Here is a 25,764-nt window from a genome sequence, read left to right as displayed (position 1 = left end):
AATTATTTATCAACATCTTTTGTTTTGACATTACGTGCTTTTTTACGTTTAGTCTGTGTATTATTATCGCTACGCCAATCATACCAGCTACTGCTGCCACTGCTTGGCGTATTTGGTATATCATCTTTTTTAGTAAAATGATTAATTAACCAAATAACTAACGCAATTACAATAATTGCTGGCAGCAACATAAAGAAAATATGAAAGAATGCAAAGAGCATACTTAGAGCAATTACTGCCAATAATACTAAACCAACAATTCCCCAAAAACTCATTTTTTCACCTATTCTGGATTATCTTGACTCAGCCGCCATTGCAAATATGAATAGACAAATGGCTGCAACTTTCCATCCATTACACCACTTGTATCAGCTGTTTCATAGCCAGTTCGCAAATCCTTAACCAAATCATAAGGATGAAAAACATAGGATCTAATTTGTGAACCCCAGCCAATTTCCTTCTGGTCACCCTTTAATTCCTGCTTATGCTGACGCTTTTTTTCTTCTTCCAAGTGGAACAGCTTAGCCCGCAATTCATTCATTGCTGTTTCTCGGTTTTGCAGTTGCGAACGCTGCGCCTGGGAAGTGGTTACAAAACCCGTTGGCAAGTGTGTAATCCGCACAGCACTAGAAGTTTTGTTAATATGCTGGCCACCAGCACCACTTGAACGATAAACATCAATCCGCAAATCTTTAGGATTAATATCAATTTTGATACTATCATCAATTTCAGGAATTACTTCAACTGAAGCAAATGATGTATGGCGCCGTTTAGCAGAATCAAACGGCGAAATCCGCACTAACCGGTGAACACCATTCTCTGACTTTAATAAGCCATAAGCATTTTTACCCGTAATCCGCACACTAACACTTTTTACACCAGCTTCTTCACCAGGCTCATAGTTATTAATTTCGAATTTAAAATCACGTGAATCTGCATACCGCTGATACATTCGTAGCAGCATTTGGGCCCAATCCATGGCTTCCGTTCCACCAGCACCGGGATGAATCTCAAGTAGGGCATTATGAGCATCATATTTACCTGACAATAATAAGTCCATTTCATACTCGTGGAATTCAGCTTGCAAGTTAGTTAAATCTGCCTCAACCTCAGCTTGCAATTCCTGATCTGGTTCTAGCCGCAATAACTCTAAAGCAGTTGCCTCATTTTGATAATTTTCTTGTAAATGAACAAACGAATCACGTTTTTCTTTCAGTAAATTATTAGCTGTAATTAATTCTTGTGCCTGCTCCTGATGGTGCCAAAAATCTGGATCCTGCATCTTACCTTCATTAACTGCAATACTTTCATCGATTGACTCAAGGTCAAAGAGACCCCCTAAAGTGTGCTAAACGGGTTTTAAGTTCGTCTAGTGCACTTTGAATTTCACTAATTTCCATTATTTTTTCCTTTTTAAATAATTTTCAGTAAAAAAGAGAAAGCACGCTGCTTTCTCTTAAATCTTATAATTAACGGCTAAGATTTTGTCTGATTTCAGCTTTCATGAACAAACGTGTTACATCGAACTCAATATTCGAAATCATTTCTTCAAACATGTTATAACCAGAATCTTGGTACTCAACCAATGGATTAAGCTGACCATAACCACGTAACCCAATTGACTGCCGCAATTGATCCATCGCATCAATATGATCCGTCCAGCGATCATCGACAACCCGCAAAATAACTACCTTTTCAAATTCCAACATTTGAGACGGGTCAGCTAAAGCCTTTTCCTTATCTTCAAAGTTAGCTTCAACCATGTCGTATAATTTTTGCTTTAATTCCGGTATGGTAATGGTCTTAAAGTCAATTGTATCAGCAACATCTTCACTGGTTAAACTAGAAACAATAAAGTCACGCAGTGAATCCAACCGCCACTTCTTCCGGTCACCCTGCGTAAACATATCAACCTGACTGTTAATTGTCCGCCGAATCATCGGTATTAAAACGTCTTTAAGCGACTCTTCTTCACCAATTACTTGCATCCGTTCGCCATAGATAATCTCACGTTGAATCCGCATAACATCATCATACTGCAAAGTTTGCTTACGCGTATCGTAGTTATTACCTTCAACCCGCTTTTGAGCAGACTCAACTTGCCGCGTAATCAAACGACTTTCAATAACTTTATCATCGTCATTATCCGATAAACGATCCAAGAAATCCTTAACTCGTTCACCACCAAAGCGCTTCATCAAATCGTCTTCAAGTGACAAATAAAATCTGGTAACACCCGGATCACCTTGCCGGCCAGACCGACCACGCAACTGGTTATCAATTCTTCTTGATTCATGTCGCTCAGTACCGATAACTGCTAAGCCACCTAACTCCTTGACGCCAGGTCCCAATTTAATATCAGTACCACGACCAGCCATGTTCGTTGCAATTGTCACTGCACCACGCTGACCCGCATTCATGATAATTTGCGCTTCTTTAGCATGGTTTTTTGCATTCAAAACTGCGTGCGGAATCCGTGCCTTATCTAATAATTTACTAAGCCGTTCAGAACTCTCAACAGCAACTGTACCAACCAAAACTGGCTGTCCTTTAGCATGTCTTTCCTTAATATCGGCAACAACCGCATTAAATTTAGATTCCAAAGTTGGATACAAAATATCTGACTTATCAATTCTAGCAATTGGCCGGTTAGTAGGAATGGTAATAACCTGCATATTATAGATTTCGCGGAATTCTTCTTCCTCAGTCTTAGCAGTACCTGTCATCCCTGACAACTTCTTATACATTCTGAAGAAATTCTGGTAAGTAATCGTAGCTTGCGTCTTAGATTCTTCCTGAATCTTAACTCCTTCTTTGGCTTCAATCGCTTGGTGCAAACCATCAGAATAACGCCGACCCTTCATTACCCGACCGGTAAAGGAATCAACAATTAAAACTTCGCCATCTTGAACAACGTAGTCAATATCCTTGAGCATAATATAGTTAGCCCGTAAGGCTTGGTCAAGGTGGTGAACTAATTTTTGATTTTCCACATCATACAAGTTTTTCAGGCCAAAATGCTCACACGCCTTTTGAATACCTGTTCTGGTTAGCGAGATAGTCTTGGTTGGCCAGTCAATCTTGTAATCGCCGTAGTCCTTGTCATCATCAGCATCATCGTCACTCTTATCTTCCTGTAGAGTTTTGACAAAACGATCAGCACGAATATAGTCACCATTAGCTTGCTCAGCTTCACCAGAAATAATCAGCGGTGTTCTCGCTTCATCGATCAAAATAGAGTCGACCTCATCAATAATTGCGTAATTGAGTGGTCGTTGCACCATTTGTTCTTTATAAACAACCATGTTGTCACGCAAATAGTCAAAGCCCAGTTCTGAGTTAGTTGAATAAGTAACATCACATTCATAAGCTGCCCGCTTTTCATCAGGTGACATTGAATTCAAGTTCAAACCAACAGTTAAGCCCAACCACTTATAGAGCTGACCCATTTCTTCTTCATCACGGCTTGACAAATATTCGTTAACTGTAACAACGTGAACACCTTTGCCGCCCAAGGCATTTAAATAAACCGGCATAGTGGCCGTTAAAGTTTTACCTTCACCAGTCATCATTTCAGAAATATTACCATAGTGCAGTGAGATCCCACCTAGGATTTGTACCCGGAAAGGATATAGACCCAAGACACGTTTAGCACCCTCTCGAGCAACCGCAAAGGCTTCAGGCAAGATATCATCTAGACTCTCGCCTTTTTCAAGCCGCCCTTGAAATTCAGGTGTCTTCGCCTTTAATTCTTCATCAGAAAGTTTGCCATACTCATCAGCATAATTTTCAACTTTATCTGCTATTTTTTCGAACTTTTTAAGTTCTCGTTTATCATTGTTATAGAGTTTCTTTAAAATGTTTACCATTAAATCGATCCTTAATATGTACTTAAGTATAAAAACACATGATAATTTTACCATGATTAACGCAAAATGAAAAATAAACAAAACAAAGACCTCACATTAAATGTGGGGCCTTTAATTAAAAATTATTAACCTTTATTCAGTCTCAATTAAACCGTAACGGCCATCATTTCTGCGGTAAACAACACTAGTTCCGTTAGTTTCTGCATCTTGAAAAACAAAGAAATCATGTTCCAACATATTCATTTGCAAAATTGCTTCTTCAGGACTCATTGGCTTTAAACCAATTTGTTTGTTACGCACAATGTCAAATTCACTAACTAAATTTTCTTTTTTCTCTTCATCAGGCGCTTCAACAAAAAAATCATTAATCCCTTTTTCACGACTCTTGCGGTTAACCCTTGTCTTATATTTTCTAATTTGACGTTCCAATTTTTCAGAAACAAAGTCAATGCTGCGATACATATCATCCGTTGTATCTTCAGCTCTCAGTACTAAGTATGGCAGTGGAATAGTAACTTCAACCTTAGCTGTTCGATCACGATACACCTTCAAGTTAACGTGGGCAACCATATCTTGACTTAAATCAAAATACTTCTCTAATTTTTTTAGTCTCTTCTCCACGTAACTTCTTAATGCATCAGTTACCTCAATATTTTCTCCACGAACATTATACTTTAACATAATGAGATCTCCTTTCGGGCTGCCTAGCAGTCTTTCGTTATATATATTATAGCAAAAGTTGAAAGCGCTAAACAAGGATAATACTATCTGCAAATTGAAAAACTTTCAATTTGCGCTTTAGGAAAAGCCGCTAACAGTGCATCCCGAGCGTAATACAGGGTTCTACCTGTTGTATAAATATCATCCAAAAGTAATATCTTTTGCTGGTTAAAATTAATTCTCATGCCTGCGGCTATTTTAAAACTCTGCGGGCTCTTTAAACGCTCAAGCCGTGTCTTTTCGCCTTGGGCACCAAGTCCCTCTATTTTAATCAAAGCCTGCGTCAGGGGCACTATATCGCCATAAATCGCACTAATTGTGTCAAACTGGCGCTGCTTAATGTGTTCAACAGAAGTCGGCACAGGGACATAATAGTCAGCATGAATTAAACTTAAACTTGCCCTGCACAACTCCTGTAATACTTCACGCAAAACATAGTCACCATAACGTTTATAATTTACCATTAAGTCGTGAAAAGCACCATTATATTTGTATACCGCCTGATGACGCAATAAATTATCACCATACAACTTGCGCCATTGTAAACAATCTTGGCAAATTCCACGTTCAGGCAATTCACAAGCACAAATTTGACATCTAGTAGTAGTCAACAATTGAAACTTCATCAAGCAATGGCGGCAAAGATTTTGCTGCTGTATTTTGTGCAAAGAGAAGACCTGCAGCAGCGACGTATTAGGAATAAAATTTTGGCCGCATAATAAACAGATTCTCATCGGTTCATTTCTCTAATCTGCCGCATTGCACTGCGAATATTGGCCGTATATTTGCGATAACAAAATAATACCAAGCCATCAACATCATCCTGAGCACGGCCAACACGACCAGCTATCTGTACCAAACTAGACGCTGAATAAATTTGGTCATCAGCGGCAACAATAATTACCCATACATGTTTAAAGGTCACCCCACGCTCCAAAATCGTTGTCGTTACTAATAATTGCAACCGACCATCACGGAACTGCTGCACTTTTTCTAACCGCTGCTTATCAGCCGCATAAACTCCATCTAGTGCCACATCTTGTAATTCTTCTTCATGTTTAAGAGCAGCTATATACAATGGTATTTGATCAATTCGAGGTACAAATAATAATAATGGATGACCTGCTTCAATTGTCGCAATAATTGCAGTTAGCAATTTAGGATGGAGACGTCCTTTTTGCAAAAAAGGCCGCAAAAAGAGCTGCTCTTCAGGAACTGGCAATAACCCACCATGAAAGCGTCGCTTTAATTTTATAATTTGCAATTTACCCTGCTTAACTTCTGCCATTAAATCTGATGTCGGCGTTGCTGTTAAATAAACCCGCATCCCCAATTTTTTCACAGCATTGCACGCACCAAAATGTAACTGTAAATTATTAACATATGGAAAAGAATCAACTTCATCAATCACTAATAAGTCAAAAGCACGATAAAATTTAAGTAATTGGTGTGTCGTACAAATTGTTAGCTGCTCTAATCCCGGTTCTTGAAATTCACGACCATGATATTTGCCAATCTTAAGTCCCATAAAAGCCGCTTGAAATCGGGGGAAAAGTTCATTAACGACGTCAATTCTCGGCGTCGCAATACAAGCGCGGCCACCATTTTTCAAGCATTCAGCAATTAATGCAAACAACATCTCGGTTTTGCCAGCACCAGTAACCGCATGAACCAAAGTATCACGCCGTTTATAAAAATTACTGACTAATTTAGTTGAGATTTGCTCCTGAAACGGTGTCAGTTGTCCCTCCCAGGTTAAGCCACCATCGGGAGTAACCGGAAAACTCACTGCTGTTTGATTGCGCACCAAATAATCGCCCTCAACTAGTCGCCCAATCCCTAAACATGCCCGACAATATTTTTTACCATTAGGCAGTTGGGCTGTAACTTGTGCCCCACAGCGATTGCACTTACCGGCTGCGATTGCTGCAATTTTCTTCAAGCCAGAATTTATGCTAAAATCCTCTTGACCGTCAACCCATTGACGACCAGCGAGGCGAGTCAAATCTTCCATCTCTATGCCTCCACTATTAATTACGCAAAAAGAAGGTAGATTTTTTTGACAAACGAAAATTATTTAACAATTAAAGAGAACGGCAATCATGAACTTATCATCAAGAAAAGCCGCTTCATTGCTAGTTTAGCTCGAACCAAGACAATTAAAGAAGCCGAAGAATTTATTGCTACCATTAGTAAAAAATATCATGATGCAACTCATAACACTTTTGCTTACACCATTGGGTTAAATGATGATCACGTCAAAGCCAGTGACAACGGTGAACCTTCAGGAACTGCTGGTGTACCAGAGTTAAAGGCCTTGCAGCTAATGAATTTAAAAAATGTTACTGTTGTTGTTACCCGCTATTTTGGCGGAATTAAATTAGGCGCTGGTGGCCTGATTCGTGCTTATTCCAATAGTGTCACGGAAGGCGTCCAAGCAATTGGTGTAGTTAAGCGTGTCTTGCAGCAAGAAATTATTTTTCATGTTGCCTATAATCGCTTTGATGAAGTGAATCATTTTTTAAAGCAAGAAGAAATTTTAGTTAGTCACGTTGATTATGGCGTTGACGTTAACATCCATCTTTTTATTGCTAATCAAGATCAAACAAATTTAGAAAAAAAGTTAACTAATCTGCTTGCTGGTAAAGTTGAATTTATCAAAGGCGAGCAACGCTATAATGAAATTTCAATTGCTGAACATAACTATCACGAAAAGTAAAAAAGATTAGGACCATTCCTAATCTTTCTTACTTTTTTTATGTTTTAATTGTTCAGGTCGATCCTGTCCTAAGTGCCAAACTTCAACAGTGGGATCCTTAGTACTGCGTGCATTAATTATTTTCTGCGTCAAATGTAAAAATGGCTTGTATTTTTCACCTAAAAGACCAATTGACTCCACAAATAACTCAAGAGCAAGCAAGAGGCCAATGATTAATAGCCACGTACCCCACGTCGGTGAAAGCAAGAATAACAGCGAAATAAACGAGAAAATCAACGACAATGCATAAATCGTTAATACAGTTTGCCGCTGCGATAAACCCATCCGCATTAATTGGTGGTGCAGGTGATGCTTATCTGCTTGCGAAACAGGTCGTTTGTTTAACTTCCGCCGGATCATCGCATAAATCGTGTCAGTAATTGGTACTCCCAAAATAATTATTGGTACTAAAAGCGATATAAAAGTGACATTCTTTAAGCCTTTCAGTGAAAAGACTGCAATCATGAACCCAATATAAAGTGCTCCTGTATCACCCAAGAATATTTTTGCTGGATGAAAATTATACGGCAAAAAGCCTAGTAGACACGATGCTAACATAAAACAAGCAATTGGAATATACAGTTGCCGTGTATGCAAGAAAAAGTAACCAACTATCCCCATTGTAAACAGCGAAATCATTGACACTCCGTCAGCTAAACCATCGAGTCCATCAATTAGATTAACGGCATTAGTTAACGCCAAAATCCAAAAAATCGTAATTGGTAAACTCCACCAACCTAAGTTAATTTGCTTATTAGTAAACGGAACATTCAACACGTTCATTTTGATGCCCGCCAAAAAATAAATCACTAAGGCACCGACGAAAATACCGAACATCTTTTGCCGCGGCTTCAATTCCATAATGTCATCGATCATCCCCGTCAGAACAATGACGCTAGAAGCTAAAAGAACACTAAAAGCCTCATGCGTTGGAAATTGTTCACGTAATAAGACAAAGACACCAATATTAAAAGTTACAAAAATACCTAAGCCACCCAATGTCGGCATCGGCTTTTTATTCACCCGTCTAGCATTAGGATTATCAACTGCACCTAGCACAAAGGCCAGCCTTCTAATAAAGGGTGTGATGGCAGCCTGAATAATCACTAAAAAGAATAATTCAACAATAATTTTAAACATAATTTGGCTACTTTCATAATTTAGTTGCTTTTAATTATACAAGCTTGGGTAAAAATGCACAAATTAGGCGATAAAAAAGCTAGACTCTTACGAATCCAGCTTTTTTAACTTTATTTTGCAACTGCCACAACCCGCTTTTCACGGATAACGGTAATTTTAATATTACCTGGATAATCAAGTTCTTTTTCAACCTGATTACGAATATCACGTGCCAAAACAGTAATACGGTCATCGGAAATTTTCTCTGGCTCAACCATTACGCGGACTTCACGTCCTGCTTGAATGGCATATGCCTGTTTAACTCCATTATACCGCTTAGCAATTTGTTCAAGCTCGGTCAACCGTCTAATATAGTTTTCCAGGCTCTCACTTCTAGCACCCGGTCTTGCCGAAGAAAGCGTATCTGCTGCAACTACTAGTTCAGCAATAAACGATAACTTCGGTACATCCCCGTGATGTGCCGCAATTGCATTAACAACAACATCTGATTCATGATATTTCCGCGTCAACTCCACGCCAATTTCAACGTGTGAACCTTCAATATCATGATCGATGGCTTTTCCAATATCGTGTAATAATCCCGCGCGAACCGCTAATTTTTCATTTAAACCGAGCTCAGCCGCCATCGTACCGGCAAGTTTAGCCACTTCAATTGAGTGACCCAAAACATTTTGCCCGTATGACGTCCGATATTTCAGCCGACCAAGCGTTTTTACTAGTTCAGGATTCATCTTATGGATCCCTAGCTCCATTAATGCACTTTCACCAGCTTCATAAATATCATCATTGACCTCTTTGCGTGCCTTGTCCACCATCTCTTCAATCCGAGCTGGATGAATTCGGCCGTCTTTAATTAAACGTTCCATTGCTCGTTTAGCAATTTCACGTCTAATTGCGTCAAAACCACTAAGAGTTACAACCTTCGGTGTATCATCAATAATTAAATCAATTCCTGTTAGAGCTTCGAATGAACGAATATTCCGCCCTTCACGGCCAATAATCCGCCCCTTCATCTCTTCATTAGGTAAATCAACTACAGAAACCGTTGTTTCAGCAACCGTATCTGCAGAACTACTTTGAATAGCATCAATGATTACTTGACGAGCATAATGATCGGCCTTCGCTTCAACTTCTTCATTACTGTCCTTAATCATTACTGCACGTTCTTTAACTAATTCATCGGACAATTCGCTTAAAACCAGCTTCTTAGCTTGTTCCTTATCCAAATGAGCTACTTCATACAGTTTTTGTTGTCTTTGATCAACTAAATCAGCAGCAGTTTGCACTTTTTCAGCCAATTCGGCTTGCTTTTCCTGCAGCTGCTTTTTCTTATGTTCAAGTTCGTCTTCTTGCTCACGGAGTAAAGATTTGCGATGATCCAGAGTATCTTCGCGTTGTTTAAGCCGGTTATTGTTACGCGCAATCGTATCACGCTTAACATTTAACTCGTCTTCAACCTTTTGCCGATAATCCTGCATCTGCTCCTGTGCTTCAAGAATCTTCTCTTTTTTAGTGTTTTCAGCGCTCTGCTTTAAAGCCTCAGTAGCCTGCTTTTGCGCATTAACTTCAGCTTTTGCAGCAGCAACTTGTGCTTTTGCATCGGTTAAAATATGGTCGGCATCATTTTGTGCGTTTTGGGCATTCTTTTCCCAAATATTCTTCCGCATTGCATAACCAATACCTAAACCAATTAAAATTGAAATAATAGCAACCGCGACGGGAATCAAAATTATTTTTGTCATGATTACTATCGCCTTTTTTATTTTTTAGATTATTCACACAATATTAATGATAAAGAACCACGGGGCTCATGTCAATGAACAAGAAAAAAACCTTGATCTAAATTCCCAAGTCAAGGTTAATTTCTTCAATTTTATTTGCTTTTGTTAGCGGCTTCTTTTTGATCAGAAGACTCCTTTGGTGAATTTGCACTTTTAGTTTTTTCAGCTTTAACTTTAGCTGGATCCTCACGATCAGCAATCGACTTTTCATCAATTCCATAAGCTTGTCGAACCTGATGTTGCACATCCTCATAAATATCTTGGTGCTCTTCAAGATATTTTTTAGCATTCTCACGACCCTGACCAATTCGTTCATTATTATAGGAATACCACGAACCGGCTTTAGCAATAATATCCTTATCAGCTGCCATATCAAGCAATTCGCCGGACTGCGAAATTCCTTTACCGTACATCATATCAACTTCAGCAACCTTAAATGGCGGCGCAACTTTGTTCTTAACTACTTTAATCTTCACGCGATTACCAGTAATATCGCCACCAGATTGTTTAATCTTTTCAGCACGGCGAATTTCCAAACGAATTGTCGAATAAAACTTCAAAGCACGACCACCAGGTGTAGTCTCCGGATTACCAAACATAATGCCGACTTTTTCCCGAATTTGATTAATAAAAATTGCAATCGTCTTTGTTTTATTAATGTTACCAGAAAGTTTACGCAAAGCTTGGCTCATCAGCCGTGCCTGCAAGCCAACATGGCTATCACCAATATCACCGTCAATTTCAGCTTGTGGCACTAAGGCAGCAACTGAATCGACAATCAAAATGTCAATCGCCCCACTGGCAATCAAGGTATCAGCAATTTGCAAGCCTTCTTCACCGGTGTTTGGCTGTGACAAAATCAAGTCGTCAACGTTGACGCCCAATGCTTCAGCATAAGCTGGATCCATCGCATTTTCAGCATCAATATATGCTGCCGTACCGCCACGCTTTTGTACTTCAGCAACGGCATGTAGAGCAACTGTCGTCTTACCAGAAGATTCAGGCCCATAAATTTCAATAATTCTTCCACGCGGATAACCGCCAACACCTAAAGCTGCATCAAGTGCCAGCGAGCCGGACGGAATTGTTGAAATTTCAGTATCAGCCTTGTCACCCATCCGCATAACAGCACCTTTACCAAAATTCTTTTCAATCTTTTTTAATGCACTTTCAAGCGCCTTTTGTTTTTCGTCTTTGGCCAAGCGATTTACCTCCTCTAATTAATACCCATTAATTATACTTTGATTTATTGTTTATTTGCAAGGGAAAGCGAACAAATGTTTAGACCATTATCCCATATTATTAAATACGCTAAAATCGCCTAGTTTCTTTTATAAAATTACTGCCGTAAACCCTTAGGCTGCAGCCAATTTTGTAACAAATTCAACACAACATCGGCCACAATTGCGAGTAATGCCGTTGGTACCGCTCCTGCCAAAATAATTGCACTACCGTTAGTCGCATTCGTTCCCCGAATAATAATATCGCCTAACCCGCCAGCACCAACAAACGAGCCAATTGAAGTAATCCCAATCGCAATCACTAGTGCATTTTTTAACCCAGCAATAATCACTGACAATGATAAAGGCAGTTTTACTAGATACAGGAGCTGCAGTTTTGTCATGCCCATACCTTTTCCTGAGTCAATTACATTTTTATCAACATTCCGCATGCCCGTATAAGTATTTTTAATAATTGGTAATAATGAGTACAGTGTAACGGTTACAATAACAGTCATTACCCCCAAGCCCAAGCCAATCATCACAATTGACAACATCGCTAAGGATGGAATTGTCTGGATAAAGTTAGCAATTTCAACAACAAAATCACCAAGATGAGCATTCCGCGAAATAAAAATCCCTACCGGAATACCAATAATTGCTGCAAATAAAACACCATAAATTGCAATCAGAAATGTTCGATTGAATTGAGCTAACACATAGCTGCCATTATGTTGATAGTAATAGATAAATTGCTGCCATAAAGATAATTTAGCCATTATTTTTTCTCCCGAAAGTAATTATGCTTTACTAAAAATTGATGCGCCACTGTTGCTGGCTCAAGCAAATGATCATCAACTTGAAAATTCATTGCGCGAATTTCATGAACATTAATGTGACCCACTAAGCGCATTAATAGTGGCTTTAATTCTGGATGTTCACGCAACAAATAATTATTAATCAACATGCCGCAATTATACGGTGGGAAAAAGTGCCTATTGTCTTTTAGCAAATTGAGGTGGTAACTATCAATCCGACCATCAGTTGAATAACCCAAGATAACGTTCATTTTGGCACTTTTCAAAGCTGAATAAACTAAACCGATATTCATTGGGTGCAGTTTAGAAAAGGTAATTCCATAAGCCGTTTGAAAATCAGGATAACCAACTCCGGGGGCATTAACCCATTCAGAAGCCACGCCGACAGAAAATTGATTTTGATACTTTTTTAAATCAGAAATGTTATACAACTGCTTTTGTTTCTGTTCTTGCTTTCTAACCATAAAAGCATAATTATTCGCAAAACCATATGTTGGTAAGTATGTCTGATCCCAACGCTTTTTTACTTCACGACGAACAGTATCATTAGCTCTTTTGGAATTTTTAATCGGTGCCATTAACAAGTTAGCAGTTAATTCACCACCATCATAAGCTGCCGCCTGAATATCAGCATCATGTCGATACAAGGCCTGATGCTGCATCGGTGCAGAGCCCAAATTATTAACAATCGTTGCCTGATACGGCGTTTCGTGTTCGATTAACTGTGCAATAATATTCGCCATAATTTGCGATTCAGTCGTTGTTAACGCCGTTATGCGCACGTTTGAACTGCTGCCTTGGCTATCAGATAATCCAGGTAACCCACAGGCAGAAGTTAGCAGCATTACTAAAAAAGCGGTAATTATTACAGATAATTTTCTAACCGATTTTTTCATTATGCTCACCCCTTATATCCCTTTTGGCGTCAATTTTTTCTCTAATTTTCCTAACAAATAATCAGTTAATAATGCCAAAATAATCACAGGAATTGTACCGCCTAAAATTAAGCTAGGTTGATACAAACTCAAGCCATTAAAGATAAAATCACCAAGCCCGCCAGCACCAATATATGATGCCAAAGTTGCCCAAGCAATTACATAAATCGCTGATAACCTAATACCAGCCATAATTACAGGCATTGCCAATGGAAGATCAACTTTAGTAATTAACTGCAGCTGAGTCATGCCTAAGCCGCGAGCCGAGTCGATTGTATCTTGATTAACGCCAGTCAAGCCAACATATGTATTGCGCAAAATAGGCATTAAACTATATAAAAAGAGGGCAATAATTGCTGGTACTTGACCAACACCAAAAAATGGAATCATCATTGCTAGTAATGCCAATGCTGGAATCGTTTGAAGCATACTGGCAATTGCAACAACTACTTTGGCAGTTCGCGGAAATTTTAATAAAATAACACTTAAGGGAACAGCAGCTAAAATTCCTAAGAATAAAGCAATCGCAGAAATATAAATCTGCTGCCAAATCTTAACAATTAATTCTGAACCATGTTGCATGAAAAAGACTGACATTCTAATTCGCCTCTTTTGTTGAATTAGTTTTAACTGAAGATGAGCCAGCAGTATTAGAATTGCCCCAAATTGATTCGTAAACAACATTCACAAGACTTGACCGGGTCACAATACCTACTAATTTTTGCTCAGAATCAATAACCGGAACGTACTGCCGATTACGCTTCAAAATCCGGCTAAAGTTATCACGCAAATATTCTTCAGGACCAACAGTTTCAACAATTGGTTGTAAAATATCACTCACGCTAGTCAAAGTTTGATATTTACTCTGTAAAGTTGCAATTGAAATATAACCCTTTAAATGATTATGATCATCAACAACCAATAAAGTATCAACTCGACGCTTCTTCATCATTGTTAAGGCTTCAGTTAACGTTGCACTAATACTAATCTTAACTGGATCAGCTAACATCACATTTTTCACTTTAACAGTTTCATATTTAGCAGCAGCTAGTCGTTCTTCGCCAATTAACGTCTTAACAAAGTCATTCGCTGGATGATGCAAAATCTCATCTGGAGTACCGACCTGCACTAACTGACCATCATGTAAAACAACGATTTTTGTTGCTAGTTTTAAGGCCTCATCCATATCATGAGTAACAAAAACTATCGTTTTTCCCAATTTTGTTTGTAAATGCTGTACCAAATTCTGTAAACTTTCACGCGTAATTGGATCTAGTGCGCCAAAAGGTTCATCCATCAAAATCAAATTTTGATTAGCAGCTAAAGCCCGTACAACACCAATTCGCTGCTGCTGACCACCTGATAATTCTGCAGGATAACGATCAAGATAAGATTCTGGCAATTCTGCCATTTTAATTAATTTCTTTGCTGCACTAGCTAGTTTTTCCTTAGGCCATTTTAGTAATTTAGGAACTAAGATAATATTTTCTCTAATCGTCATATGTGGCATCAGGCCATTGCTCTGAATAACATAGCCAATATGACGACGTAAGTTAACAGGATTAAATGATTCGACATTTTTACCCGCAACGAAAACCGTACCGGTAGTGACCGTATTCATTCGATTAATCATTCGCATTAACGTTGTTTTACCAGACCCAGAAGTCCCAATCAAGCAACAAAATTCACCTTGATTGATTTTAAAACTAATATGCTTAACAGCTGACTTTTTACTTTTAGGATAGGTCTTCGACACGTCCCGAAATTCAACCATTGGGATTTTTTCTGTCATCCTAAATTCTCCTTTCTTAATATTTCTGTTAATTTAATGCTAACAATTCACTTGCAATTAAGCAAAAATATCAGCTTTACCAACCTGAAAGTTAAAAAATTGTACAAAAAAAGCACCAACCTAAGTTAGTACTTCTGTAATTTACATTGAACCTTTAAAGACATCCCATGAACTGTGGAAATAGTCCCAACCTGAATAAATAGTAAAAATTAAGGCAAGGTATAACAAAATTGTACCAATGTAATAAAAATTACCAATTAAGAGAAAAATGACAGCTAACATTTGACAAGTTGTCTTAATTTTACCAGGCATTGCCGCCGCCATTACTTGACCCTTATTCTCCGCCAAAATCAGACGTAATCCAGTTACTGCCAGCTCACGACAAACAATAATTACAACTACCCAAGCTGGAGCTAAATTCAATGAAACTAGCATAATAAAGGCTGTCATCGTTAGCATTTTATCAGCTAGCGGATCAGCAAATTTACCAAAATTCGTTACCATATTCCGCGATCTTGCAATGTGACCGTCAAACCAATCAGTAGCAGAAGCAACAGCAAAGACCACTGCCGCAATCACTAGCCGCCAGTAAACTGTACTGCCACCAACTTGCACACTTGCATTACCGCCAAACATGACAATTAATACAAATACCGGTATCAAAAATATTCTAAAAACCGTTAACTTATTAGGTAAATTCATTCTTTATTACTTCTCCTCTTAATTAATTTTGGTCACTATTATTAGATGATGAATTATTAGACTGATTACTATTGTTAGTTGAACCTGTACCACTTTGGTTATTATTTTGCGTATTCTGACCATTAGTTTGTGAACTTTGGCTATGCTGCGAATTATTAGCACTATTAGTAGTTGAATGCGTCTGTGAATTTTGCCGTTGTGAATTATTACGAGTTGTCTGCGAACGATTAGTATTAGTAGTTGAACTATTATTATCGTGGTAAGTATTCGTCGTCGAACTAGACTGTGAATTAGTTTGCGCTTTGCCTTTACCAATAATCAAAGTTATCGAAAGCGCACCACTTTGTGGATTGTATGGAACTTTCTTACCGCCAACTGTCATCTTAGTATCAAGTGCATTACTAAAGCTAACGACAACGTTTTGCGCATCAGTTGGAATAACCATACTATGCTTTTGATCAGCTGCTAGCGTTTGCACGTCGCGTCTAATACCATTAATCGAAATCGTTACCGTAGTTGTCTGTGCACCAGCACGAATAATCAAACTACGATTTTTCTTCAAACCAGTAACTTGAAATTGGTTAACAGCAACTTCTCTAACTTTAACCGGATTAGTCTTGGCAACTTTCTCTTTCTTCTTCGGCTTATTTGTATTTTCTGAAGAAATTGAAACGTTGTTATCAGGATTAGCATTTTGATTATGACTAGCTGAAAAATGAGCATAAACCGCATAACAAACAAGAATAACAACAATTACCGCTAGGCCAACAATCACTCGTGGCAGGTAATTCTTCCAGATTTTTTTCTTGTTACTGGTTGTTTTACGTACTTCTTCGCTCTTATTATCAATCGAATCTTCAACGTATTCATCCGGTTCAGGTTTAGGAATATCTTGATGATACTCACTTAACAATTTTTTGCCATCTAAACCAACAACTTGAGCATATTGCCGAATAAAAGCCCGGACATAAAAGTCACCGGGGAGTTTATCAAATTCGTTTTGTTCAATTGCCGTCAGATATCTACCTTGAATTTTAGTTGCTTTTTCAATATCTGCAATTGAAAGTCCCTTTGCCTCTCTGGCACTGCGTAATTTGTCTCCGATATCTGCCATAGTTACCTCTTTAAAATATTTATTCATCACTTTGAGTATAACATATACTACTAATTATTTTTACCTTTATAAAAGCCAACCGCCACTAACATAAATTGTCTGGCCAGTTAAATAGCCTGAACGCTCTTGTAGCAGGGTTTCAACCCAAAAAGCAACCTCGCTGCTTTCGGCCAACCGACCTGCAGGAATTTCACTCTTCACTTCCGCCATCGTTTCAGACGAGAACATTGCATTCATCTGTGTATTAACCGCACCAGGCGCAATTACATTAACTGTTAAGTTAGTTGATGCTACTTCACGGGCATAACTCTGAGCAAAGCGCGATAAGCCAGCTTTAGAACTGCTATAAACAGCTTCCATTGCACTACCTTGACCACCATATACTGAACCAAGATAAACAAGCCGGCTAAAATCATTTTTAATTAGCAGCGGCTCAAGTAACCCTGTTAACTTAATTGGCGTCAACAAATTAACTTGCAGTATTTGGTCTACCTTACTCATTAGCTGCTCACTAACAAAATTATAATCTGTAATTCCCTGGGCAAAAACCGCAGCATTAATTGGTAATAAGCCCGACGCAAAAGCTGTCAAATCATCATTATCAACCAAAAAACTCAGTTTGAGTGGAATAAAATCCTGCTCAGGATAATCCTGCATCAATTGTTTACTTAACCGACAAGCTAACTCCCAATTTTGACTGCAATGAAGATACAATGACCAACCTGCTTTTGCCAATTCAGTACAAATCGCTTGCCCAATGCCACCTGTCGCACCAAACACAATCGCTCGCTGCATTTCAATATTCCTTTTCTGCTCAATTATGAGCTAACAATCAACACAATAGTACAAATTATATAACAATGACTTATTCAATTCTACACTTTTCCATCTACAATGTTCGTTTTAATTTTAACATTATTTTTTACAAGGATTGCATAAAATTAGTACTTGCTAAACTTTCTTAAATTTTATTTTGTCTGTTGCTCTTCTGGCGGCAGTAGAACCTGACGCGGCTTTGAACCTTCTGAAGGTCCGACAACGCCTTTTGCTTCCATGTCATCCACAATCCGCGCAGCTCGATTATAACCAATTCGGAAGCGTCGCTGCAACATTGAAACACTGGCAGTTTGCTGGTGCCTGACAAGGTCAACTGCTTTATTATACAATTCATCTTCTGGTTCATCAGCAGACCCAGAAGCTGTTTCTGCTCCCTTCTGCGGAATCATTTCTTGATCATATTCGGGCTTTTGCTGCTGTTTAACCCAATTGATTATTCGTTCAACTTCACTTGAAGAAACATAAGCGCCCTGAATTCGCTCCGGTTTAGAAGCACCAACAGGCATGTAAAGCATGTCCCCACGACCTAATAATTTTTCAGCACCTGTCTGATCTAAAATTGTGCGCGAATCGATACCACTAGACACAGCAAAAGAAATTCGCGATGGTACATTGGCCTTAATTAATCCGGTAATAACATCAACACTCGGTCTTTGCGTTGCTAAAATCATGTGAATTCCAGCAGCACGCGCCATTTGCCCTAACCGCACAATTGCTCCTTCAACATCATGACCACCAACCATCATCAGATCGCTTAATTCATCAACAACAACTAAAATATACGGCAATGTCTTCATTGCTGGTTTAGTCTTATCTTGGTTGTTAACTTTAACTTTTTCGTTAAATTCAGCCATATTACGGGCACCACTAGCTGCAAATAATTTATAACGTCGCTCCATTTCTTTAACCGCCTTGCTCAACGCATTTGCTGCTAATTTGGCATCAGTTACAACCGGAATTAGCAAGTGGGGCACGCCATTATAAACAGATAATTCAACCATTTTAGGATCAATTAAAATCAGTTTAACTTGATCAGGCAGTGCTTTCATTAAAATACTAGTTAAAATTGTGTTGATCGCCACAGACTTCCCTGAACCAGTTGAACCAGCAATCAGCAAGTGAGGCATTTTAGCCAAATTAGCTGAGATTGTCTGTCCCGTAACGTCCTTACCTAACGGGACAACCATCGGCTGTTCTCGTGCCTTGGCATCCTGATTTTGCATTACATCTTTAAAAGCAACAACTGAATTGGTCCGATTAGGCACCTCAATACCAATAAATGGTTTCCCAGGAATTGGCGCTTCAATTCTAATGTCTTTAGCTGCTAAAGCCAATGCCAAATCATCAGCCAAATTCACAATTCGGCTAACTTTAACCCCAACTGCAGGTTGAACCTCATATCTGGTAATCGTCGGCCCCAAAATAGCTTTTTTAATGATAACATTTACGCCGAAGCTCTTAAAAGTTGACTGCAATGTCTGGGTGTTTTTTCTAATTAAATCTTTATCAGCACTCTGATCCGCATTTTTAATTGCATCAAGTAGTGACAAAGGTGGCTTCTTATATTCTGCACTTGTCTTCTTATCCTGCTTCAACTCACCATGATCAACATTAGCTAGTTCCTGCAGCATTTTTTGATCTTCATCAGCAAATGAATGTGACTTAGGCAAGTTAGTCTCTTGCACTTCTGACACTTCTTCTGGTTCTGCTACTTTAGTCTGATCCTCATTTTGACTTGCAATTTGAATTTGCGGTTCAGTTTCTTCTTCCGTTGCCGCAGGTGTTGCTACTTGTTCTTCAGCTGCATCTTGCTCAACTGGAACATTGGTTGACGTATCCTTCTTAACTGTAAAATCATTAACATCAGGAAAAAGTGGCACTTGTGAACCAATAGAATTATCTTTACCTCCCGAGACAACTCGCTTATGCGCTCTTTTTGCGACTTGCTGTTCTCGAATTGTACCGTATTTATTCTTAATTTTTGTCCCAGCCTGCTTATTTTTATCAATAAATAGCTGACTAAAAGACTGAAATTTAATAATAATGGTTCTAAATTTAACATCAAAAAACATCAACGTGCCAATTGGTATCAGCAAAATTGCAATAATTCGCAACCCAATATGTCCCAGCAACGTATAAAACAATTGATAACCACATGCACCTATCATGCCACCACCAACCGAAACAGTAACTGCTGCTCGACCAAATTCAGCCATCATTTCATGCCAAAAGGAATTTATAAAAGCATTATTAACCAATTCATGTTCAAAATAAAAACTACTCTGCAGCAAAAGTAAGCCAAAAATTGCCAAAAACAGGCCAAAACTGCGTTTAAATTTAAAATGCATTGGTTGGTTATAAATCAACAGCACAATGCCAAATAAAGCACATAGTGCGGCCATGAATAAGTACGAATCACCGAAAAACAGGCGAAAGCAATTAGCAATTTGTTTGCCCAGCACGCCAAATTTAACAAATGCTAACACAGCAATAATTATTTGTATTAAGCCAATAACCGCCCAAGTCATTCCTGCGTTCTGCGCTTTTTTACGTTTTTTGACTACTTTTCTCTTTTTCTTCTTAGGCATAGCTGCACCTAATCAAAAACTAAAAATTAGCTTGGAAGTTCAAATTAACTGGTTCATCCAGAGTAATTTGTGTAACTTCATAAGTTAATGTTTCAATATATTCAACTAATGGCCGACTCAACAACTTATAATCAGTTTTTTCTAAGTCACTGCCATCGCCAAAATAATCTTCCAATTTGACAATCTGACTAATCATCCCGCTAACAGAAAATTCTCCAGGTGCTGGGGCAACATCAAAAATCACGGTTACATCAAAATAACTGCCACCGTCACCAGGATCAGTTGTGCCATCGTCATTTTGTTTTTCTACCTTTTTTAAGCCAAAATTAACCTGATCCTTAACCTCTGGTTTTTCATTAATATCATAGTGAAAGTTCTTAACCATCACTGGTGTTTCTTTTGTAAAATTCATTATTTTTCCCCTAAGTTTCTTTCATAGCGTTCTGGGCGATTATAATCATCTTTTAGCTTATCATTTTCATAATGATGCGCCGTTTCCATATTAGGAAAACCTTGTTGGCGTAACGCTTCAAGCAGAACCATTGCTACTGAGTTAGCTAAATTATAGCAACGAATATTGTCCGACATTGGTATTCGTAAATTACGATCATAATATTCTCGCATAAAAGTTTCTGGCAATCCCGTAGTTTCCTTACCAAAGATGAAATAATAATTCTTATTCTGATCAGTATAATCAACTTCAGCATAATTTTTAGCAGAAAACTTGGAAATTAAGTATAGCTCATCTTGAGGTCCCAATGTTTTTAGGAAGGCCTCTAGGTCATCATGCTTACGAACATCAACCTTGTCCCAATAATCAAGACCAGCCCGCTTCATCTTTTTATCATCAATCTGAAAGCCTAACGGCTCAATCAGATCCAATACTGTATTCGTCCCCGCACAAGTCCGAGCAATATTACCCGTATTTGCCGGCATTAATGGTTCGTATAATACAACATGATTCGTCATCTATTTCTCCTTAATAAAAGAGCGTGGCACACAACCACACTCCGCTTAAATCTTACATTAATTTTTATTTTCTGCATCTTCTGTGGTCAAAGAAGCACTTTTATCTTCCGCAAACACTTGCGAAACTCTACGATAGTAATTATACACGCGCATAATGATTATCTTTAAAATGGCATAAATTGGAATTCCGAAAATAACTCCCCATAAGCCCCACACTGAACTAGCACCAATTAAGAGCAAAATAGTGGTAACTGGATGCATTGCCATCTTATTGCCCATCACTAACGGACTAATTACTCGGGATTCAATCGTTTGTTCAATTGCAAAAACAATTAGTACCTTAATTAACATTGGTACAGAAATCATTATTGCAATTACAATTGACGGAATAAAGGCAATAAAGGTACCGAAATACGGAATCAAATTCAAAAAACCACTTAGCACAGCCAAAGCAATTGCATACGGCTGTCCAATAATAGTGTAGCCAATTGCAAACATAATGCCAACCCAAAAAGCAACGGTAATCTGACCACGAATATATGAAGCTAGAGCAGCATTAATTTCATAAAGCAATTGACTAAAACTTTTTTGCCAGCGTTTAGGCGCAAATTCAGTAACATATGGTCGTAATTTATGACCATCCTTCAACATGAAAAATAGAATAAACGGCGCTGTAACAACCGTCATAAAAATGATTGTAATCACACTAATCGCAGATGAAATATTATTAAGAGCCGCATTAATAGCATTCTGACTAGATTTAAACAACATATTCTGAGCATGATTAATGGCGCCATTAATATTATTTTTAACACTGTGAAACTGGGGATCACTAAGCTCATTTTGAATAGCCAATGTAGCATTATTCCAGATATGTGGCCAATGCTTAATTAATGAGTTAATCTGACTCTGCACAATTGGCAATAACGTATTAATAATCCAAACTAAGATAACTGCAACCAGCAAAAATAAACCAATAATTGTCACGAACCGTGGTACGTGAAACTTCCGCTCCAGAAAATCAACCAGTGGATTCATAATATAAAATTGAATTACTGCTAGCACTAATGGCGGTAAAATCGCGCTAACAAATAATCGCGCTGGATTTAAAACAAAAGAAATTTTATTAAATAGCCAGATTACTAAAAAAAACAGCAAAAAGTTAAGTAAAACGATGCTAAAACGATTATTCAAAAACCACTTTTGAAAAACGCTTTGCTCACCTTGTCTTCGTTTGTATTTCATCAACCCATCCCAAACTAAATATGTTCATAAATAATCTCATCATTAACCTTAAATTTCGGTAGTAGCTGCGCACCCGGTAACTGCAAATAAATTGCATTTCCTAACGGATTTTGCGGGACTTTTTGTCCAAAATACAATGTTACGTGCCCCATAGTTTTCATGTTGCTCTGCGTCATCGCACCAACAAAAGTAGCAGCATAAGTTTGCCCAGCAATTGTGATTGTATCACCTTTTTTAAAGATAAAATCATTAAGTGATGTTGCCTGAGCAAATCGCTGTGTAATTGCTACTTTCTTTAAATCTTGATTAACATTTTCACCGAATAAAATTACCATTTTAGTCTTCGGTTCGAGTGCTTGTGCACCAATATTAACAATCTTTGCTATCCATTTCATTTTTGCACTACTCCTTAAAGGTTAATTTTAGCATAAATAAAAATCGCTTACCTAACAAGATAAGCGATTTTATTTTTTTACTTATTAGTTTCCTTGTGGAAAAACAGCCATTTACGTAATTCATCAATTAAAACCAGTGGGATTGGCAGACAGAAGAGGAATAACCAATCTGTTGGCAATAATCTAGTGGTATTGAATAATTGCTGTAAACCTGGTGTTACCGTCAAAACTAAGAAAAGCAGAACTTCAAAGATAATACCATACCAAATATTATGGTTACTGAACAAGCCCTTCTTAAAAATTGAAACCTTGTTAGTCCGGCAATTTAAAACATTAGCAATTTGCGTAAAGACGATTGCTCCTAGAACCATCGTCGTTGCCCGCATGTAAACAGAACCACTGGAAGCTAAAGCAGCTTGCGGCCATCCATTTTGAGTATTAACAAAGAAGTAGGCACCAATCGAAATAATACTTGAAATAAGACCGTACCATAAAAACGCATGAAGAATAACACTGCGATTAAGCAAATGTTCATTTCGCTTTCTTGGCGCCTGTTTCATCACATCTGGATCAACAGCTTCACCACCAAGCCCTAATGCTGGCAGCATATCTGTTCCCAAGTCAACCGTTAAAATCTGCATAACTGTCATTGGCAGTGGAATTAAGCCACCAGAGAACAAGAACAAAATTGATGGAAAGGCTTCAGGAACATTAGAGGTCAAAATATATGTTAAGAACTTCCGAATGTTACTGTAAACAGCTCGGCCTTCTTCAATTGCGGCAACAATTGAAGCAAAGTTATCATCAGTTAGAATAATGTTAGCAGCATCTTTGGCAACATCTGTCCCGGTCATTCCCATCGCAATTCCAATATCGGCTTGTTTCAAAGCAGGAGCATCATTAACACCATCACCAGTCGAAGCTACAATTTCACCATTTTCCTGCAAGGTCTTAACAACCTTGTACTTTTGCTCAGGTGCAACCCGTGCAAAAATAACTTCACCCTTGAGTGCCTCACGTAATTCACTGTCACTCATTTCTTCAAGCTCAGTTCCTGAAATAACTCGTGCCTTATCCGAAGTTAATCCGATTTGAACAGCAACTGACTTAGCCGTCAATTTTGAGTCACCAGTAACCATAATGATTTTGATTTTAGCTTCATGACACCGTTTAACTGCATTGTAAATTTCTGGACGTGGCGGGTCACTCATTGTTGTCAAACCAACAAAGACTAAGTGCGTTTCAGCATCAGCAATTGTGAGCTTGTTAACATCCGTTGCCGCACGTTCAACAATCCGATAGGCCATCGCCATACTACGTAAGCCTTTTGCTGCATAATTAGCATTCACTTTGTCCGCACGTTCATGATCATCCTGCGTTAATTCACGGACCTGACCATCAACTTGAATTTGGTCACATTGCTTAATTACATCACTGAAAGAACCCTTAGTAAAAATAATATATTGCTTGTCATTCCAGCGGTGAATTGTTGACATCCGTTTTCTATCAGAATCAAACGGCAATTCGCGTAGTCTTGGATACTTAACCAAAACTTTTTGCCGGTCAAAACCAGCCTTTTGCGCCATGATAATTAATGATGCTTCAGTTGGCGTACCTAAAATCTTAGGTTTGCCGCCCTTAACCTTGCTTGGCTGCACCGCGGTATCATTATCAAGAGAAGCAATCTGAATTAATTTATGTAAGTCGGGATTTTCTTCATACCATAATTGCTTACCATTTAATTCAACCTGACCATTGTTAACATAGCCATTGCCAGTTACCTTATATTCGTTTTTAGGTGTCCAAATATAATGAATCGTCATTTGGTTTTGCGTCAAGGTACCAGTCTTATCAGAACAAATAACCGTTGTTTCACCTAAAGTTTCAACCGAATTTAATTCCTTAACTAGTGCGTGCTTTTTGGCCATTCGGCGAACACCCTGAGCCAAACTCAAAGTAACTGTTGGTAATAATCCTTCTGGAATAAAAGCAACAATCATCCCTAAGGCAAAGATAAATGCCTTAGCAAACGGATATTTAACGAAGAAAATAGCGGCAATTAAGAAGATAACCCCAATTGAAACAGCAATAATTGATAATTGCTTTGTCAGCCGGTTAAGTTCCTGCGTCAACGGACTATCAACTTTTTCTTGCTTCTGCGTTAATTGGGCAATGCGACCAAATTCAGTCTCCATCCCCGTTGCAAACGCAATTGCACGTGCTGTTCCGGCACCAACTGTTGTCCCTGAATAAACTAAATTGGTTTCAGCATAGCTGCCTTCACCTGCATCATACTTAGTTGTCTTAGATTCAGGAACTGATTCACCATTTAACGCACTCTGATCAACCTGCATTGAACTAGCTGAAATCAACCGTGCATCAGCTGGGATTGCATTACCAGCCTGCAAAATAAAGACATCTCCTGGGACTAATTCTTTGGAATCAATCTGCATCTTTTTGCCGTCACGAACAACCTGCACATACGTTGGCAGCATATTATTCAACGCATCAGTTGCCCGTTTGGCAGCACGTTCCTGCCAAAAGCTAAACAAGCCGTTAATAATATTAACCAACCAAATGGCAATTCCTAATTCAATTGTGCCGCTTAACATTGCAATTGCACCAGAAATCCACAGCAAAATCGCCATCATGCTAACGAAATTCTTAAAGAATACTTTCCATTGCGATTCATCCTGAGATTTTTTAATCTCATTAGGGCCATACTTCTGCAGTCTTTTAGCAGCTTCCGCGGAACTCAAACCATCAGATGAGGAATGTAAATTTGTAAAAACTTCTGCAACATCATTTTTGGCATAAAGTTCACGGATTTTATTTTCATCCATTTTAGTGTTACCTTCTTAACTAAAAATTTTCACTTTTG

23 protein-coding genes are annotated in these 25,764 nt (G+C 38.4%); 1 reads left to right on the top strand and 22 read right to left on the bottom strand.

Annotated features, from left to right (window positions below):
- Window positions 1-2: 2 nt before the first annotated feature.
- From OZY43_RS02985 to OZY43_RS02960, 6 genes are all read right to left on the bottom strand, one after another.
- Window positions 3-275, bottom strand: a complete 273-nt coding sequence (locus OZY43_RS02985) for a hypothetical protein (protein WP_277165817.1) — start codon at window positions 273-275, stop codon at window positions 3-5.
- A gap of 8 nt (window positions 276-283) precedes the next feature.
- A protein-coding gene (gene prfB / locus OZY43_RS02980; RefSeq protein WP_277165815.1) for a peptide chain release factor 2 occupies window positions 284-1,400 on the bottom strand; the annotation gives its coding sequence in 2 pieces (ribosomal slippage) (window positions 284-1,327 and window positions 1,329-1,400; 1,116 coding nt in all).
- 69 nt (window positions 1,401-1,469) lie between these two features.
- Window positions 1,470-3,869, bottom strand: a complete 2,400-nt coding sequence (gene secA, locus OZY43_RS02975; protein WP_277165813.1) for a preprotein translocase subunit SecA — start codon at window positions 3,867-3,869, stop codon at window positions 1,470-1,472.
- A gap of 132 nt (window positions 3,870-4,001) precedes the next feature.
- Window positions 4,002-4,550 carry a ribosome-associated translation inhibitor RaiA gene (raiA, locus tag OZY43_RS02970; protein WP_277165811.1) on the bottom strand — a complete coding sequence of 183 codons (549 nt, stop codon included), beginning with the start codon at window positions 4,548-4,550 and terminating at the stop codon, window positions 4,002-4,004.
- A gap of 83 nt (window positions 4,551-4,633) precedes the next feature.
- Window positions 4,634-5,323 carry a ComF family protein gene (locus OZY43_RS02965; protein WP_277165808.1) on the bottom strand — a complete coding sequence of 230 codons (690 nt, stop codon included), beginning with the start codon at window positions 5,321-5,323 and terminating at the stop codon, window positions 4,634-4,636.
- A complete protein-coding gene (locus OZY43_RS02960; protein WP_277165806.1) occupies window positions 5,320-6,603 on the bottom strand; it encodes a helicase-related protein in 1,284 nt (427 codons plus the stop codon). The genes OZY43_RS02965 and OZY43_RS02960 overlap by 4 nt, the downstream gene beginning before the upstream one ends.
- 45 nt (window positions 6,604-6,648) lie before the next feature.
- On the opposite strand from OZY43_RS02960, the gene OZY43_RS02955 reads away from it, so the two are divergent.
- The gene (locus OZY43_RS02955) at window positions 6,649-7,308 is read left to right on the top strand and encodes a YigZ family protein (protein WP_277165805.1); all 660 of its coding nucleotides are present in this window, start codon (window positions 6,649-6,651) and stop codon (window positions 7,306-7,308) included.
- A gap of 18 nt (window positions 7,309-7,326) precedes the next feature.
- On the opposite strand, the gene OZY43_RS02950 is transcribed toward OZY43_RS02955, so the two are convergent.
- The 16 genes from OZY43_RS02950 to OZY43_RS02875 form a co-directional block, all read right to left on the bottom strand.
- On the bottom strand, window positions 7,327-8,487 hold the full coding sequence (locus OZY43_RS02950) for an MraY family glycosyltransferase (protein ID WP_277165803.1): 1,161 nt from the start codon (window positions 8,485-8,487) through the stop codon (window positions 7,327-7,329).
- Between the two features lie 110 nt (window positions 8,488-8,597).
- Window positions 8,598-10,229: a ribonuclease Y gene (gene rny / locus OZY43_RS02945; RefSeq protein ID WP_277165801.1), complete on the bottom strand. Its 1,632-nt coding sequence runs from the start codon at window positions 10,227-10,229 to the stop codon at window positions 8,598-8,600.
- Window positions 10,230-10,360: 131 nt separating this feature from the next.
- Window positions 10,361-11,470, bottom strand: coding sequence for a recombinase RecA (recA, locus tag OZY43_RS02940; protein ID WP_277165798.1), 1,110 nt, complete (start codon window positions 11,468-11,470; stop codon window positions 10,361-10,363).
- Between the two features lie 137 nt (window positions 11,471-11,607).
- On the bottom strand, window positions 11,608-12,267 hold the full coding sequence (locus OZY43_RS02935) for an ABC transporter permease (RefSeq protein ID WP_277165797.1): 660 nt from the start codon (window positions 12,265-12,267) through the stop codon (window positions 11,608-11,610).
- On the bottom strand, window positions 12,267-13,202 hold the full coding sequence (locus OZY43_RS02930; protein WP_277165794.1) for a glycine betaine ABC transporter substrate-binding protein: 936 nt from the start codon (window positions 13,200-13,202) through the stop codon (window positions 12,267-12,269). Before OZY43_RS02930 ends, OZY43_RS02935 begins: the two co-directional genes overlap by 1 nt.
- A 12-nt stretch (window positions 13,203-13,214) precedes the next feature.
- Window positions 13,215-13,838: an ABC transporter permease gene (locus OZY43_RS02925; RefSeq protein WP_277165793.1), complete on the bottom strand. Its 624-nt coding sequence runs from the start codon at window positions 13,836-13,838 to the stop codon at window positions 13,215-13,217.
- A gap of 1 nt (window position 13,839) precedes the next feature.
- On the bottom strand, window positions 13,840-15,033 hold the full coding sequence (locus OZY43_RS02920) for a betaine/proline/choline family ABC transporter ATP-binding protein (protein WP_277165791.1): 1,194 nt from the start codon (window positions 15,031-15,033) through the stop codon (window positions 13,840-13,842).
- A gap of 141 nt (window positions 15,034-15,174) precedes the next feature.
- Window positions 15,175-15,735, bottom strand: coding sequence for a CDP-diacylglycerol--glycerol-3-phosphate 3-phosphatidyltransferase (gene pgsA, locus OZY43_RS02915; RefSeq protein ID WP_277165789.1), 561 nt, complete (start codon window positions 15,733-15,735; stop codon window positions 15,175-15,177).
- A gap of 22 nt (window positions 15,736-15,757) precedes the next feature.
- A complete protein-coding gene (locus OZY43_RS02910; protein ID WP_277165787.1) occupies window positions 15,758-16,849 on the bottom strand; it encodes a helix-turn-helix domain-containing protein in 1,092 nt (363 codons plus the stop codon).
- A 66-nt stretch (window positions 16,850-16,915) separates the two neighbouring features.
- The gene (locus OZY43_RS02905) at window positions 16,916-17,644 is read right to left on the bottom strand and encodes an SDR family oxidoreductase (RefSeq protein ID WP_277165785.1); all 729 of its coding nucleotides are present in this window, start codon (window positions 17,642-17,644) and stop codon (window positions 16,916-16,918) included.
- Window positions 17,645-17,817: 173 nt separating this feature from the next.
- The gene (locus OZY43_RS02900) at window positions 17,818-20,274 is read right to left on the bottom strand and encodes a DNA translocase FtsK (RefSeq protein WP_277165783.1); all 2,457 of its coding nucleotides are present in this window, start codon (window positions 20,272-20,274) and stop codon (window positions 17,818-17,820) included.
- A 19-nt stretch (window positions 20,275-20,293) separates the two neighbouring features.
- Window positions 20,294-20,686, bottom strand: a complete 393-nt coding sequence (locus tag OZY43_RS02895) for a DUF1149 family protein (RefSeq protein WP_277165781.1) — start codon at window positions 20,684-20,686, stop codon at window positions 20,294-20,296.
- A complete protein-coding gene (gene trmL, locus OZY43_RS02890) occupies window positions 20,686-21,243 on the bottom strand; it encodes a tRNA (uridine(34)/cytosine(34)/5-carboxymethylaminomethyluridine(34)-2'-O)-methyltransferase TrmL (RefSeq protein WP_277165778.1) in 558 nt (185 codons plus the stop codon). Before trmL ends, OZY43_RS02895 begins: the two co-directional genes overlap by 1 nt.
- A gap of 57 nt (window positions 21,244-21,300) precedes the next feature.
- On the bottom strand, window positions 21,301-22,488 hold the full coding sequence (locus OZY43_RS02885; protein ID WP_277165776.1) for an AI-2E family transporter: 1,188 nt from the start codon (window positions 22,486-22,488) through the stop codon (window positions 21,301-21,303).
- Window positions 22,489-22,502: 14 nt separating this feature from the next.
- Window positions 22,503-22,883 (bottom strand): PTS glucitol/sorbitol transporter subunit IIA, encoded by a 381-nt coding sequence (locus OZY43_RS02880; protein ID WP_277165774.1) that lies wholly within the window; start codon window positions 22,881-22,883, stop codon window positions 22,503-22,505.
- A 77-nt stretch (window positions 22,884-22,960) separates the two neighbouring features.
- Window positions 22,961-25,726, bottom strand: a complete 2,766-nt coding sequence (locus OZY43_RS02875; RefSeq protein WP_277165772.1) for a cation-transporting P-type ATPase — start codon at window positions 25,724-25,726, stop codon at window positions 22,961-22,963.
- Window positions 25,727-25,764: the final 38 nt, after the last annotated feature.

The sequence above is a fragment of the Lactobacillus sp. ESL0785 genome, assembly GCF_029395455.1.
Lineage (GTDB): Bacteria > Bacillota > Bacilli > Lactobacillales > Lactobacillaceae > Lactobacillus.
Note: the sequence above shows the minus strand (reverse complement) of the source record. Positions and strands in the feature narration are given on the sequence as shown.